We start from the raw sequence: 13,967 nt of genomic DNA, 5'->3' as shown, positions 1-13,967 counted from the left end.
AGGCCGCGGCGGTGCCGCAGCCTTTTCGCATTCAGGCCAGCGGTAGCGCGCGCCCGCAGAGCTTGGCCGCGGTTCCCCAAAGACGTTCGGCCGAAGACGGGTCGATCGCATAGCGCATGACGCCGGTGCGATAGTCGGGCTCGTCGCGCACAGCGGCGACCGCGCAGTCCTGCAGATAGGCACCGCCCTTGCCGGCGAGACGCGGCTCGGTCAGGGCCCAGATCGTCGTCGCGGCGCCCTGGTCGGGCGTCATGAAGTCCTCGGCCGGGATCTCGCCGGTCTTCGCGACCTGCTCGGCAAAATCCTCCTCCACCATCGATCGACCCATGTCGGTGATCACCTGTCCGGGATGCAGCGAGAAGGCGTCGATACCGCGGTGGCGGAGGGCCGCGTTCAATTTGACCGCCATCAGGCAGGTGCCGGTCTTCGATTGCCCGTAGCTTTTCCAAGCCGAATAGGGGCGATTTTCGAAATTGATGTCGCCGAACACGATCGGCGAATAGTGATGGCCGAAGGAACTGACGCAGGCGATGCGGGCGCCGTCGGCAAGCAGGGGAGCGATGCGGCTTGCCAGGACCGCGTGGCCGACGACATTGGTCATGAAGCCCATCTCCACCCCGATCGACGACAGCGCCCTGCCGCCGATAACGCCGGCGTTGTTGACGAGGAAATCGATCGGGACATCGTCAGCGACGAGCCGGTCGGCCAGCGCATCGACCGAGGCGAGATCGCCCAGATCGACCCCGGCACCTTCGACCGATCCTGAAGTGGCGGAACGGACGGTTTCGACCGCCGCGTCGAGCTTCGCGCCCGGTCGGCTCGCGATGATGACGTTTGCTCCGGCCCGTGCCAGCGCCGCCGAGGTGGTGAGCCCCAGCCCGCCCGAGCCGCCGGTCACCAGCGCGGTCTTGCCGGAAAGGTCGATGCCTTCCAATATCTCGGCGGTGCCGGGAAAGCGGTTCGGCGATCTGAAGGCGATTGTCTCGGTCATCGGTCGTCTCCCATTGTCTTGTGAGCGCTATCGTTCGGCTCGCAGGCCGACACGGCCTCGAGCATCGTCCCCGACGCGAGCGCTGCGTCCATGCTGGCGAGTGCGGTGTCGCTCGCCGCGAGATGCCGGCCGAATGCGATGCGTTCGTCGCCGAGCCGGTGCTGGACCGGGCCCTCATGGGCGGAGCGGACGAGCCGCTTGATCTCCCCCAGGGCCCGGGGATCGCGCTCCGCGAGTGCCTGTGCGATGTCGAGCGCGGCGGCGATGGCGTCGTCAGCCAGGTCGCCGACGATCCCGAGGTCATAGGCGCGCTGCGCATCGACGGTGCGTCCGCGCAGCGCGATGTCCAGCGCCGGTCCTTCGCCCACAAGGCGCGCCAGCCGTATCGTTCCGCCGCCGCCGGGCAATATGTCGACGCGAATCTCGGGGAGGCCGATATGGTCGACATCGCGCTGGGCGATCCGGATGTCGCAGGCCAGCGCGACCTCGAACCCGCCGCCCATGCAGATGCCGTTGATCGCGGCGATCACCGGGACGGGCGAGGTCGCAATCCGGTCGGTCATCCGTCCGAAATCGGCATCGACGAAAGCTTCTGCGTCGATCGCGCCCGAACGGATGGCATCGGCTGCCTTGCGGATCGCCGCGAGATCATAATGGCGGATGAACACGCCGCAGTCGGCGCCCGCGATGATCAGCGCGCGAACCGCGCTGTCGCCGAGGACCTCCTCCACCGCCGCCGCCAGCTCCTTGGCGCCGCGGGCGCCCAGGATGCCGTGCGGGGGCGAGGCGACGCGGATCAGCCGGACCGCGCCATGCGCTTCGATCGAGACGCCCATTCAGGCCGCCGGGAAATAGACGGCTTGCGGCACCATGTATTCGAGCAGGCCCTCGATCCCGTTCTCGACCCCGAGACCGCTCTGCTTGTGCCCCGCGAACGGGACGTCGGGTCGCAGCATGAGGTTGGAGTTGATCCAGACGGTGCCGGTTTCGAGCCGCCGCGCGACCGCCTTCGCCTGTTCGATATCGGAGGACCATACCGCCCCGGCCAGGCCATATTCGCTGTCGTTTGCCCGCGCGACAACGTCATCGATATCGCCGAACTTGAGCAGCGGGAGAACCGGGCCGAAAGCCTCTTCGCGCACGACCCGCGAATCTTCGGGCGGATTGTCGACCAGCGTGATCGGAACGAAATAGCCCTGCTCGGGAACCGCAGAACCTTCAAGGAGAACGAGGCCACTTGCGCGTGCGTTCTCGATGAGTTCGGTGACGCGTTCGAACTGTCGCCGGTTCTGGATCGGCCCGAGGTCGGTGCCCTGTTCGCTGCCGTCGCCCACCTTCGTCGCGCGCGCTATCTCGACCAGCTTGTCGCGCATCCGGTCGTAGATATCCTCGTGGATATAAAGGCGCTTCGTCGCGATGCAGATCTGTGCGCTGTTGAAGAAGGCGCCGTAGAAGATGCGCGCCGCGACCTCGTCGACATTCGCATCGGGCAAGACGATCGCGGCATCGTTGCCCCCCAGCTCCAGCGTCACGCGCTTCAGGTCCTTCGACGCCGCCTCCATCACCCGTTTGCCGGTTGCGGTCGAGCCGGTGAAGCTGATTTTCGCGAATCCGGGATGGGCGGTCATCAGCGGGCCGAGACCATCGTCGCCGGTGATCACGTTGAGCACGCCGGCAGGGAAGAGACTGTTCAGCAGCTCGCCGATCTTGAGCATGCACAGCGGTGTGAAGGGCGACGGTTTCAGGACGATGGTGTTGCCGGCCAGCAGGGCGGGCGCGATCTTCCAGATCGACAGGTTCACCGGGAAGTTCCACGGGGAAATCGCGCCGACGACACCCAGCGGGACATATTGGGTCTCGATCATCTGGCCGTCGCCGCCATCGACCCGGTGCACGGGGGGCTGCATCACCGAGTGGGCGCGCAGCCAAGCGACGCCGATCCCGACTTCGGCCATGGCGCCCTCGACGGGGCGCCCCTGTTCGCGCGTGAAGAGCCGTCCGATGTCCGCGGCATTGGCCTCGAGGAGATCGGCTGCTGCGGCGAGCAGGCGCTGGCGTTCGGCGATCGGGGTCGCGCGCCAGCCGGGGAAGGCGGCCTTCGCGGCTGCCACCGCCCGGTCGAGCTGCTCCACCGAGCAATTGGGGGCTTTGGCGAACGCCGCGCCCGTTGCCGGATTGACCACGTCGATATGCGCTTCGCTGTCGACGAGTGTCCCGTTGATGGTCATGCGATAGGCCGAATCGAAATCCATTTCTCTCTCCCGAAATTCCGAAGCGCTTTTGCGGCTTTGCTGCGTCGAAGCGCAGAAAAGCGCCGGATACGCCGCGCTTCGCTATTGTTGACACGCGACAATGTTTGTAACATATTCGGCAAATAGACAAGAATGAAATTGGGAAAGGAATTCGGCGTGGAGGAGTATGATCTCCTGATCCGGAATGCCGAGGTCGTCGACGGCACCGGCGGACCATCGTTTCGGGGTGACATCGCGATCACCGGCGGCCGCATCGCCGCCGTCGGCTCGCTGGCCGTCCGGACCGCGAAGCGAATTCTCGACGCCGGCGGAAAGGTCGTCGCACCGGGCCATATCACGCAGCACGCGCATTATGACGCCGCGATCTTCTGGAGCCCGCAGTGCCTCGACTCGGGTCCGCAGGGCGTGACGTCGATTCTCAACGCCAATTGCGGGTTCAGCATGGCGCCTGTCCGTCCGGCCGATCGCGAGCGGACGATGGCGATGCTTTCGACCACCGAGCAAATCCCGGTCGAACAGCAGCGTGCGGCCCTGCCATGGGACTGGGTGACCTTTCCCGAGTTCATGACAAGCCTGAGGGCGCTGCCCAAGAGCGTCAACATCATGACCTATCTGCCGCTCAATCCCTTGCTCATCTACGTGATGGGCATCGATGCGGCGAAGTCCCGCCAGCCGAACGCCGACGAGATCGCCGAAATGCACCACCTCATCAACGAAGCGATGGACGCCGGCGCGATGGGCATCTCGGCGTCGGTCATGGGCGCCGAGGGCAATACCCATGTCGATTTCGACGGCACCTCGATGCCGACCGACACCTTGACGCGGGAGTCGATCATCGCGATCGCGCGCGGGCTGATCGATCGCGGAAGCGGGATTGTCCAATTTTTCGCCAATGTCGGACCGAACGGCGACCGCGAAACGTCCGAGGATGTCGCGCGCGCCGCCAAGGGGTCGGGCGTGCGGGTGATCCACAACATCCTGGTGACGGTGGAGGGGCATCCGGCTCTCGTCGAAACCGATCTCGACTGGATCGACGGCATGCGGAAGGAGGGGCTCGATATCACGGGCGCGACCCTCCTCCATTACGGCTGGGTCGAAGGCGGGATCCGCGACCTCGACACCTCGGCTGGCGACATGGCGGGCGTGCGCGCCATCGTCTCGTGCCAGTCCGACGAGGAAATCCTCACGCTGCTTGCCGATGCTGCGTTCGTGAAGTCCTTCTCGGAAGAGTATCTGCGCGACGGTCCCTCGAACAGCGCTGCGGGCTTCGAGGCCTTCACCCTGGTCGATCTCGGCGGCGTCGCCGAACTCGATCCCTATCTCGGACGAACGCTCGGCGATATCGCGGCGGACGAGGGCCGGTCGGTCGTCGAGGCGCTCTGCGACATCGCCGTCCGCTCGGGCCTGAAGTTGCAGCTCAAGTCGGCTTCCTTCTCGGCATGGGACGCAAGCCTTCCCGCGCGCATGCTGTCGCATCCCTCGATCGCCGCGGGCGTGTCGGATGGCGGGGCACATACCAAGTCGATGTCGAACGGCTTTTACGGCACCGAACTGCTTGTTCGCATGGGGCGCGAACAGAAGGTCATGTCGCTCGAGGAGCTTCATTTCCAGCTCAGCTTCAAGATCGCCCGGACGCTCGGCATTCGCGATCGCGGCGCGATCTTGCCCGGCTATTGGGCGGACCTGCTTGTCTATGATCTCGCCGACCTCTATGTCGATTATTCGAAGTTCGACATCGTCCACGACATGCCGACCGGCGATTGGCGCCGCGAAGCGCGTGCCGGTGGCTATGCGCATATCTTCGTCAACGGGGTAGAGACTTTTTCCGGCAGCGCGTGGACCAAGGCGACGCCCGGCGCGCTCATCACCCCGTCCGCCGCTCCCGCTCCCGTCCTGGTGGCCGCATGAACGCGATCAGTCAGCCGAACGCGCCGATGGGCAGCGGGCCGGTCATGCCGGCGGACATGGCGCAGAAGCTCGCCACGCCCGCCGTCTATGCCACCGAGGAGCTTCACGACATCTATCGCTGGTTGCGTACGAACATGCCGGTCGCGCGTGCCGAGCCCGAGGGATTCGACCCCTTCTGGGTGGTGACACGGCACGCCGATATCCTCGCGGTCAGCAAGAATAATGCGATGTTTCCAAGCGGCGACCGCGCGACGACCTTCGTCAATGCCGCGCATGTCCGGCGCAACCACCAGATCACCGGCTGCCCGCATCTCGTGAAGTCGCTGGTGACCATGGACGGGCCCGAGCATCGCCAGTACCGCGGTCTCACCCAGGGCCAGTTCATGCCGGGGAAACTCCGCGAGCGTGCGCCCGCGATCCACGCCCTCGCCGAAGAGGTCGTCGCGACGATGGCCTCGCTCGGGGGCGAATGCGATTTCGCGGTCGATGTGTCGATGCCGTACCCGCTCCGAGTCGTGATGGAGATATTGGGCGTCCCGCCCGAAGATTATGCCCAGATGCTCCGCCTGACGCAGGAGATGTTCGGGCCGCAGGATCCCGACACCGCGAAAGCGATGGCGGCGCTCGACGCCAGCCAATATTCGGCGATCGTGCAGGGCGCGGTCGATGGCCTGACGACTTATTTCTCCGCGATCAGCAACGATCGCCGCGCCAACCCGCGCGACGATCTCGCGACGCTGATCGCGAACGCGGTGATCAACGGCGAGCCGATCGGAACCGCGGAAGAGGTGGGCTATTACATCATCGTCGCGACTGCGGGCCACGACACGACCTCGTCGTCGATCTCGGGCATCATGTGGGCGCTCGCGACCCAGCCGGGGCTTCTCGACCGGGTCCGCGCCGATCCGGCCCTGCTACCCGCGCTCGTCGAAGAAGGCATAAGGTGGGCGACACCGGTCAAGACGTTCATGCGCTCGGCCGCCGAGGATGCCGAGATCGGCGGGCAGCCGGTCGGCAAGGGCGACTGGATCATGCTGGCATATGCGTCGGGCAACCGCGACGAGGCGGTGTTCGAAGATCCCTTCGCGTTCAGCATCGATCGCAAACCCAATCCGCAGCTTGCGTTCGGCTTCGGTGCGCACACTTGCCTAGGGCAGCACATGGCGCGCCTCGAGATGCAGGCGCTCTTCGAGGCGATGCTTCCAAGACTGGAATCGGTCGAGCTGAACGGCGAGCCCGAGTTCATCCAGAGCGTTTTCGTGAACGGGCTCAAGCGCTTGCCGATCCGCTTCCGGATGCGCTGAGCCGCGACGCAAAAAAATATGCGCCTCGAGGGAGACGGCGCGGGAGGAGAGTTTGAATGACAGTTGATGGAGTGGGTTCGCTGAGCGCCTTGCGGTCGCTCGCGGCCGATGCGACGCAGGTCAGCGAAGAAAATATTGCCGATTTTGTGCGCTCGCACGGCGGCGAGGGCGACATCTCGGTCGTCTTCACCAACGGCAATCTCGCGGCAGGCGCGTCGGGCGGGACCTTGATGTTCGACCTGCACCAAGGGCAGGGCGGCGCCGTTGTCGATCCCTGCGTGCTGCGGTTCGATCTCGGTTCGGACGGCATTTTCGCACAGGTCTCGCTGAAGGATCAGTTCGAGATCATGCGCGCCCTCGGAGAATTCGGTCTCAAGGTTCCGGACGTGCGCTGGCTCGATACGGAAGGGCGCATCGTCGAGGGGGCCGATGCCCTCGTGATGGGACGTATCGAGGCCCTGACGCCCTGCATCCAGTATCTCCAGATCGGTCCTTACGCAGAAGCCTCGGTGGCCGAGCGCGACAAGATGCTCGCCGGGCTGATGCGCTTCGTCGCGCAATTACATGCTGTGCCCGCGGCCGATCTCGGCGTCGCCTCGCTCTATTCGCGGGGCGGCGAGGGGGCCTATTTCATCGACCGCGAGATCGACTGGGCACAGGCCGAGCTTCATGCGCGCTTCCCCGAGGTCGAAGAGGGCGAGCGCGCGGCATTGCATACCGAGATGCGTTCGACGATCGACGCGGTCGCCGATGTTCTGAAGCGGACCGCGCCGCGCGGCCTTGCGCCCACGATCTGTCATGGCGATCCCACTTTCGCCAACGCGATGTTCGACGAGGATCGAAATCTGGTCGCGATGCTCGACTGGGAACTCTGCCATCATGGTCTGCCGGCCGAGGACGTCACCTATTTCCTGTCGGCGGCGCGCGTCATCGCTTCGCTCGGCTCCACCAAAGCCGATCCGCCCGATCGCGACCTCGCGATCGCGGCCTATGAAGCCGCAGGCGGCAAGCTCGACCATTGGGATTTCGCGGCGGCGCTGTCGACGTTCCGCCTCGCGACCTGGGGCGCCATCGGGATGCGCCGCATGCCGCGCGAGCATTGGGAAGGTCAGCGGCTGATGTGGGAGTTGCAGCGCTCGGAGCTCGTCGCCGCGCTCGAGGCGCTTGGAGAAACCGTCTGAGGGAATAGGCCATGGTCGAAGTTCGTGAAGCCAAGTCGTCCTGCCGGATCTGCATCGGAACCTGCGGGGTCCGCCTGACCGTCGAGGATGGCCGCGTGACGCAGGTGCGAGGCGACAAGGACCATGTGCTGAGCCGTGGCTATGCCTGCATCAAGGGGCTCGGCGCGGCCGATGCGATGAACGCGCCCGACCGCATCCTGCACCCGATGAAGCGGAATGCCGACGGCGGTTGGGAGCAGATCCCCTTCGAGCAGGCGCTCGACGAGATTGCCGAACGGATGGGCGCGATCATCGCCGAGGAAGGACCGGAGTCGGCGGCGCTGTTCAAGGGGACGCAGGCCTATCTCAGCGTATCGGCGGCGCCGATGCTCGAGGCGTTTCAGCGTGCGATCGGATCGCCCTCCTTTTTCACGACCATGACGATCGACCAGTCGGCCAAGTTCGTGGGCATGAACCGCATCGGCATGTGGGGCGCGCCGATGCATCATTTTCATGACGCAGAGGTGCTGATGCTGTGCGGTGGAAATCCGCTCGTGTCGCTATCGGTGCAAGGCGTGATCCCGTTCAACATGACGAAACAATTCCGCGACGCGAAGGCGCGCGGGATGAAATTGATCGTCATCGACCCGCGGGTGACCGAGACCGCGCAGATGGCGGACATCCATCTGCAGGTCCGGCCCGGCGAGGACCCGACGCTGATGGCGGGAATCCTCCGCGAGATTCTTGCGCAGGGATTCGAGGACAAGGCGTTCTGCCGCGATTATGTGGCCGAGCTCGAGGACTTGCGGCGCTCGCTCGATCCCTTCACGCTGGACTATACGGCAGCGAGGGCGGGTGTGCCTGCCAAACTCGTTGCCGAAGCGGCGCGGATGTTCGCCGCCGACAACCGCATCGGCTCGGCCTTCTCGAGCACGGGGCCGAATATGGCCGCGCGATCGAACCTTGCCGAGCATCTGATCCAGGTCCTCAACATCCTCTGCGGGCGGTTCATGCGCGGCGGCGAGAAACTGCGCAATCCGGGCGTGATCAATCCGCTCTGGCTCCGCCCGCCGGTCGCCGAGGTCATTCCGGCGTTGCGCGAGTTCGAGACGGGCCCGAGGAGCCGCGTTCGCGGGATCGGGGCGATGTTCGGCGAAATGATGAGCGGCACGCTGCCTGAGGAAATACTGACGCCGGGCAAGGGACGTATCCGGTCGCTCTTGGTGACGGGGGCGAACCCTGCGATCGCCATGCCCGACCAGATCAAGACAGTCGAGGCGCTGAAGGCGCTCGACCTGCTCGTCGTCGTCGAGCCCTTTCCGACGGCAACAACCGAACTCGCGCATTATGTGATCCCGCCGAAGCTGCTCTACGAGCGCGAGGATGTTTTGATGACGCCAGCCTATGAAGGGCTGTTCATGCCGGTGCCCTATCAGCGCTACTGCCCCCCGGTCGTCTCGCCGCCCGAAGGCTCCGAGGTCGTCGACGAATGGCGGGTCTATTGGGGGCTGGCGCAGCGGCTCGGAAAGCAGATCATATTCGAAGAGAGTGCGCTCGACATGGTCGAGGCGCCGACGACGCGTGATCTCATCGCGCTCGTGATGCGGCATTCGCCGATCAGTATCGACGAGCTGGCATCCTTTCCCGACGGCAAGATATTCGAAGGGCTTCCCGATGCCGTCGTCCAGCCGGGCGAGACCGGAACCAAGCGATTCACCGTCATGCCGCCCGATGTCGCGACCGATATGGCGGAGATGCTCGCCGACGATCCGGCGCGGCTCGACGCCGATTTTCCGTTCCGCCTGATTTCGCGCCGCATGCGCGAAAGCCAGAACAGTTTCGGGCGCAATTTTCCCGCCGTGCGCGAGCGCTTCCAATATAATCCGGCTTTCATGAACCCCGCCGACATGGAGGAACTCGGACTGGCGGCGGGGGATGCCGTCGAGATCGTTTCGCCGCGTGCTGCGATCGAGGGGCGGGTCCGGCCCGAGCCTTCGCTGCGCCGCGGGGTCGTCTCGATGGCGCATTGCTGGGGCGGTTTGCCCGATAAGGAACTTCCCTATGACGAGGGCGGATCAAACACCGCGAGGCTCGTCAGCCTCGACGAGGATTGCGAGGCCGTGAACCACATGCCGCGCATGTCGGCCATTCCCGTGCGCATCTCTCCCGCGCCCCCAGTTACGCCCGAAACAACAAAAGAAAAGGTAGTCTCATGATCGTCAATCCCGTCCTCATGCCCGAAAATTCCGAGTGGCCGCACGATCATAATGGCGACGAATGGTGGCAGGAAAGCGTGGTGCTCAGTTGGGCCGATCCCGAGAAGGAGATGGGCGGCGTGATGCGTATCGGGCACCAGCCCAATCGCGGCTTCACCAAATGCTGCTTCGGGATCGTCTCGCGCAACGGCCCCGGCTATTCGCGTAATGCGCAGGACCTGCCCTTTCGCTCGTCCGATAGGCTTCCGACCGGCTTTTCGACCGATGATTTCGTGTCGGCGACCTTCGACGGCAAGACGAGCCGGTGGACGGCGCGGGACGAGTATTGCGAGATGGAGATCGACGTCGTTGACGTCCATGATCCCTATGATTTCATGTCGCTGACGCCGCGCACGCAAACGACCGAGACCTGGTTCTCGAACCACATTCAGGGTGCGGGTAATTTCAAGGGGCGCGTTCGCCTCGGCGACCGATGGTTCGATGTCCAGGGTGGCACATACCGCGATCACAGCTGGGGTACGCGGCTGATCCACAATCCCCGCGCGGACCTCTACGCCGGCTGGTGGCTGGGCGGCTCGTTCGGCCCGAATTACAGCTTCGGATTCCAGAACGGGCGTTCGCAGTCCGGCGATTCCATGCCTTGCGCCTATTTGGTGATCGACGGTGTCACCTATCTTGCCGAGGTCGTCGATGCCGAAGTCTCGGTTGCCCTCGGCGACGGCATCTCGCCGAAGGGCGTCAAGGTGGTGGTATATGAGCCGACCCTCGGCGAATTGACATTCAAGGCGCGCGGATATGGCAGTGTCGTCATGGCGCTGGAGGGAAAGCATTTCGAGCTTTCGATGCCATGCACCGTGCAGTGCGGGGACCTGATTGGCGGCGGCAGCGTCGAGACAATTCTCAATCCGCGCAATGGCACGACGCGGCCGTTCTGGATCGAAGGCGGGGCGCTCGAGAACGGGCCCAACGAGTTTCAGGGCGGAAAGCTGGTCCAGGCTCCGTTCGGGCCGCCGCAGGTCTGATCGTCAGAGCCTCAGCGAGGGGAGGACGAATTTCTGCAGGATGCGGCGGTGGTCTTCCTCGACATAGTCCGGTCGGACGTTGAGGAAGTGGCCGACGTTGTTGAGCCATTCGATGATTTCCGCGTCGCTCACACCGTCCGCGATTTCATTCGCTTGGCGCGATGCATTGATGAGCGGTTGCCAGGCATCGAGCATCGCCTTTTGAACCTGCTCGGTCCCGCCGAATTGGAAGGTTGTGAAATGCGCGTCGCCTTCCTGGAGAATGATTTCCATCAAAAGCTCATCGGCGCGACCCAATTTGATGGAATAGACCATCCCCTCGACAATCGCTTCGCTCAAGCGGCTGTATTGGGCAAGGAACTTCGCGAGGTTCGCCATGAGTATGTCGATGCGCTGGGTCGCTATATATTCCAGCAAAACCGACCGATTCTCGAACAGGCGATAGAGCGTTTGGCGGGAGGCGCCGTAAGCGTCGGCGATATCGGCCATCGAAGTCCGGTGCACGCCATATTGCTTAAAGCACTGGATCGCAGCGGCGACGACCTTTTGCTTCGTCACTCTCTGCTTGCCGCCCGGTTTCTTCGATTCGGTCAAAAACGTCTCCCCCGGTTACCTCCCATCGGCGACCGCGCAAAATCGCGTTTATGGGCTTTTCCCAATTTCAGCAACCTCTTCAGGCTGCCGCATCGCCTTACAAGAATTGAAGTTGACATGGAACATGTTTTGTAACAAGTTCGGATCAGTCGGACGAAGATCCGGAGTGAACGGGACGGATGCAACGGGCCGACCGAAAGGTCTTCCGCGCTGCGCGGCGATGATCGGCAACGCCCTCTCTTCACTTCGATAACGTCCGATGAAAAGCGGACAGATCCGCATACCCCATTGGCCGGACAAGAGCCTTAGGGGAACCTATTGGTGGGAGGATGAAGGCATGCGTATTTCGAGGTCGATGCTCAAGGCGGCGGCTGCCGTCGTGTTCGTTCCGGGAATTGCCGTTGCGTCGCCGGTTCAGGCTCAGGACGCAGCGCCCACAACCGCGCCCGTCGACGAAACGAGCGGCGACGGCGACATCGTCGTCACCGCGCTCAAGCGGTCGCAGTCGCTGCAGGACGTGCCGGCGTCGATTTCCGCCGTCTCGGGAGACGATCTGTCGGCAAAAGGCCTGAGCGACATTCGCGATATCGCGAAAGTCATACCGAACCTGAACTGGGGCGAGCATTTCGGCACCACGCTGATCACGATCCGTGGCGCCGGCTCGAACGTCGACTCCGGCGCGACCGAGCCGACCGTCGCGCTATATGTCGATGGTATCTATCTGCCGCGCTCCGACATGGCGACCTTCCGCGCTGTCGATCTCGATCGCGTCGAGGTGCTGCGCGGTCCGCAGGGTACCCTTTACGGCCGAAATGCGACTGGCGGCGCCATCAACTTCGTTTCGCAGCAACCCACCGAAGAGCTCACAGGCAAGATCGAGGTATCGACCGGCTCGCGCGACGCGATCGGCGTCAACGGCTATGTGTCGGGATCGATCGCGCCGGGCGTTGCCGTCCGGGTCAGCGGCGGCCGCGAGAAGCAGGATGGTTATGTCCGAGTCCTCAATACCGGACAGCAGCTGAATGGTGTCGACACCATCTATGGCCGCTTCGCGCTGGCGATCGAACCTGTCGGCTCGGATCTCCGCAATGAAACCTCGCTTCGCTACGAGCGGAACAAGGCAGCGGTCGCCTATCAGCAGGCGATCGGTCCGCTTGTATTCCCGGCGGTGACCTATATCGCCGAGCCGAACAAGATCCTTGCCGACGGTCCTTTCGGAGGTCGGCGCGAGACATTTATCGCCTCCAACGTCCTTACCTGGGAAGCGTCCGACGATCTGACGATCAAATCGCTTACGGGCTATATCGACCACAACAGCCACGCGGCCGTAGACGCCGACGGGTCGCTGGTTCGGTTCCAGGACGTGTTCGACTTCGTGCGGACCTCAAAATCGATCAGCCAGGAAGTCAATTTCGTCGGTACGAGCGGTAATCTCGACTGGATCGTCGGCCTCTACTATTTCCACGAGAAATATTACGGCAACCTGCCGGTGACCTTGCAGGCCGACCTCGCGCCTGCGCAGGGTCTGCCGGTAGGCGCCACAATCAACCTCGGTCAGCGCGCGAACATCAATAACTATGCCGCGTTCCTCGATCTCAACTACCGGTTCAACGACGTCGTGTCGGCCAATCTCGGCATGCGCTACAATTATGAGGACAACAAATATCGCGAGATATTCTCGCTCGACCCGATCGTCCCCGAATTCGAGGGTGCCTTTACGAGCAAGGGCGGCAAGTTTATCCCGAAGATAGCCCTGAAGTTCGACCTCGCCGACGACGTGCAATCCTATATCCAGTGGTCGAAGGGTTATAAATCCGGCGGCGTCAATCTCCCGGGCGGCGCTGGCACGATCCTTCCGCTCTATCGGCCCGAGGAAATGAGCGCGTTCGAGGCCGGCATCAAGTCGCAGTTCCTTGACCGGACCGTCACACTCAATGTCGCGGCCTGGTACTATGATTACAAGGATCTGCAGATCACGCGAAACGTTCCGCCGGCGACGACCGAGGTCAACAATGCCGACGCCGAGATTTATGGCGTCGAGGCGGAACTGCGATGGAACCCGACGCGAAACCTTAACTTGTTTGTAGCTCCGACGTGGCAGCACGCGGTCTTCAAGGATTTCACGACCTTCGACAGCGTCACTGCACAGCAGGTCGATCTCGATGGCAGCCCGCTTCCCCGCGCGCCCAAGTTCACGGTCAACGCCGGGATCTCGAACGAATTCGACCTCGGGGGTCAGCTCCTGTCGTCGCTTCGCCTCGACGCCAACCTCCTGCACAGCTCGCGCGTCGTGCTGCGTTATGAAAATCAAAATCCTCTCGAAAGCCAGAAGCCTTATACGATCGTCAACTTCTCGGCATCGCTGACCGATGCTTCTGAAAAGACGCAGCTGACCGCATTTCTGAACAACGCCTTCAACGTCGATTACAAACAGAATGTGATCAACTTCGGGATCGGGTTCATGGGGAACTACGGACCGCCGCGGACGTGGGGTCTGAAGCTGTCGCGGAAGTTCTGAAC

The 13,967-nt window shown here is 63.5% G+C and carries 10 protein-coding genes; 6 read left to right on the top strand and 4 right to left on the bottom strand.

The window, feature by feature from the left end:
- Positions 1 to 31: 31 nt before the first annotated feature.
- The 3 genes from BLW56_RS16400 to BLW56_RS16390 are packed head-to-tail and all read right to left on the bottom strand — an operon-like array spanning position 32 to position 3,243.
- Positions 32 to 991: an SDR family NAD(P)-dependent oxidoreductase gene (locus BLW56_RS16400; RefSeq protein WP_093511784.1), complete on the bottom strand. Its 960-nt coding sequence runs from the start codon at positions 989 to 991 to the stop codon at positions 32 to 34.
- Positions 988 to 1,827 carry an enoyl-CoA hydratase/isomerase family protein gene (locus BLW56_RS16395; protein ID WP_093511783.1) on the bottom strand — a complete coding sequence of 280 codons (840 nt, stop codon included), beginning with the start codon at positions 1,825 to 1,827 and terminating at the stop codon, positions 988 to 990. The genes BLW56_RS16400 and BLW56_RS16395 overlap by 4 nt, the downstream gene beginning before the upstream one ends.
- Entirely contained in the window at positions 1,828 to 3,243 is a 1,416-nt protein-coding gene (locus tag BLW56_RS16390) for an aldehyde dehydrogenase family protein (RefSeq protein WP_093511782.1), read from the bottom strand.
- Between the two features lie 132 nt (positions 3,244 to 3,375).
- Here BLW56_RS16390 and BLW56_RS16385 point away from each other — a divergent pair, with 132 nt between their 5' ends.
- The 5 genes from BLW56_RS16385 to BLW56_RS16365 are packed head-to-tail and all read left to right on the top strand — an operon-like array spanning position 3,376 to position 10,853.
- Positions 3,376 to 5,151 (top strand): N-acyl-D-amino-acid deacylase family protein, encoded by a 1,776-nt coding sequence (locus BLW56_RS16385; protein ID WP_093511781.1) that lies wholly within the window; start codon positions 3,376 to 3,378, stop codon positions 5,149 to 5,151.
- Positions 5,148 to 6,455, top strand: a complete 1,308-nt coding sequence (locus BLW56_RS16380; RefSeq protein ID WP_256203565.1) for a cytochrome P450 — start codon at positions 5,148 to 5,150, stop codon at positions 6,453 to 6,455. Before BLW56_RS16385 ends, BLW56_RS16380 begins: the two co-directional genes overlap by 4 nt.
- 56 nt (positions 6,456 to 6,511) lie before the next feature.
- The gene (locus BLW56_RS16375; protein ID WP_093511779.1) at positions 6,512 to 7,636 is read left to right on the top strand and encodes a phosphotransferase family protein; all 1,125 of its coding nucleotides are present in this window, start codon (positions 6,512 to 6,514) and stop codon (positions 7,634 to 7,636) included.
- Between the two features lie 11 nt (positions 7,637 to 7,647).
- Positions 7,648 to 9,831 (top strand): molybdopterin-containing oxidoreductase family protein, encoded by a 2,184-nt coding sequence (locus BLW56_RS16370; RefSeq protein ID WP_093511778.1) that lies wholly within the window; start codon positions 7,648 to 7,650, stop codon positions 9,829 to 9,831.
- Positions 9,828 to 10,853, top strand: a complete 1,026-nt coding sequence (locus BLW56_RS16365; protein ID WP_093511777.1) for a DUF7065 domain-containing protein — start codon at positions 9,828 to 9,830, stop codon at positions 10,851 to 10,853. The genes BLW56_RS16370 and BLW56_RS16365 overlap by 4 nt, the downstream gene beginning before the upstream one ends.
- 3 nt (positions 10,854 to 10,856) lie before the next feature.
- Here the strand turns inward: BLW56_RS16365 and BLW56_RS16360 are convergent, their stop codons facing one another.
- Positions 10,857 to 11,447 carry a TetR/AcrR family transcriptional regulator gene (locus BLW56_RS16360; protein WP_093511776.1) on the bottom strand — a complete coding sequence of 197 codons (591 nt, stop codon included), beginning with the start codon at positions 11,445 to 11,447 and terminating at the stop codon, positions 10,857 to 10,859.
- Positions 11,448 to 11,784: 337 nt separating this feature from the next.
- On the opposite strand from BLW56_RS16360, the gene BLW56_RS16355 reads away from it, so the two are divergent.
- Positions 11,785 to 13,965 (top strand): TonB-dependent receptor, encoded by a 2,181-nt coding sequence (locus BLW56_RS16355; protein WP_177175994.1) that lies wholly within the window; start codon positions 11,785 to 11,787, stop codon positions 13,963 to 13,965.
- The last annotated feature ends 2 nt before the right edge of the window (positions 13,966 to 13,967 follow it).

Origin of the sequence: Sphingopyxis sp. YR583 (assembly GCF_900108295.1) — a bacterium.
Taxonomy (GTDB): domain Bacteria; phylum Pseudomonadota; class Alphaproteobacteria; order Sphingomonadales; family Sphingomonadaceae; genus Sphingopyxis.
Note: the sequence above shows the minus strand (reverse complement) of the source record. Positions and strands in the feature narration are given on the sequence as shown.

Coding starts and splice junctions, on each gene's coding strand:
- BLW56_RS16380 (WP_256203565.1), top strand. CDS start 5,148: ATGAACGCGATCAGTCAGCCGAACGCGCCGATGGGCAGCGGGCCGGTC.
- BLW56_RS16395 (WP_093511783.1), bottom strand. CDS start 1,827: ATGGGCGTCTCGATCGAAGCGCATGGCGCGGTCCGGCTGATCCGCGTC.
- BLW56_RS16400 (WP_093511784.1), bottom strand. CDS start 991: ATGACCGAGACAATCGCCTTCAGATCGCCGAACCGCTTTCCCGGCACC.
- BLW56_RS16355 (WP_177175994.1), top strand. CDS start 11,785: ATGCGTATTTCGAGGTCGATGCTCAAGGCGGCGGCTGCCGTCGTGTTC.
- BLW56_RS16390 (WP_093511782.1), bottom strand. CDS start 3,243: ATGGATTTCGATTCGGCCTATCGCATGACCATCAACGGGACACTCGTC.
- BLW56_RS16365 (WP_093511777.1), top strand. CDS start 9,828: ATGATCGTCAATCCCGTCCTCATGCCCGAAAATTCCGAGTGGCCGCAC.
- BLW56_RS16370 (WP_093511778.1), top strand. CDS start 7,648: ATGGTCGAAGTTCGTGAAGCCAAGTCGTCCTGCCGGATCTGCATCGGA.
- BLW56_RS16385 (WP_093511781.1), top strand. CDS start 3,376: ATGAAATTGGGAAAGGAATTCGGCGTGGAGGAGTATGATCTCCTGATC.
- BLW56_RS16375 (WP_093511779.1), top strand. CDS start 6,512: ATGACAGTTGATGGAGTGGGTTCGCTGAGCGCCTTGCGGTCGCTCGCG.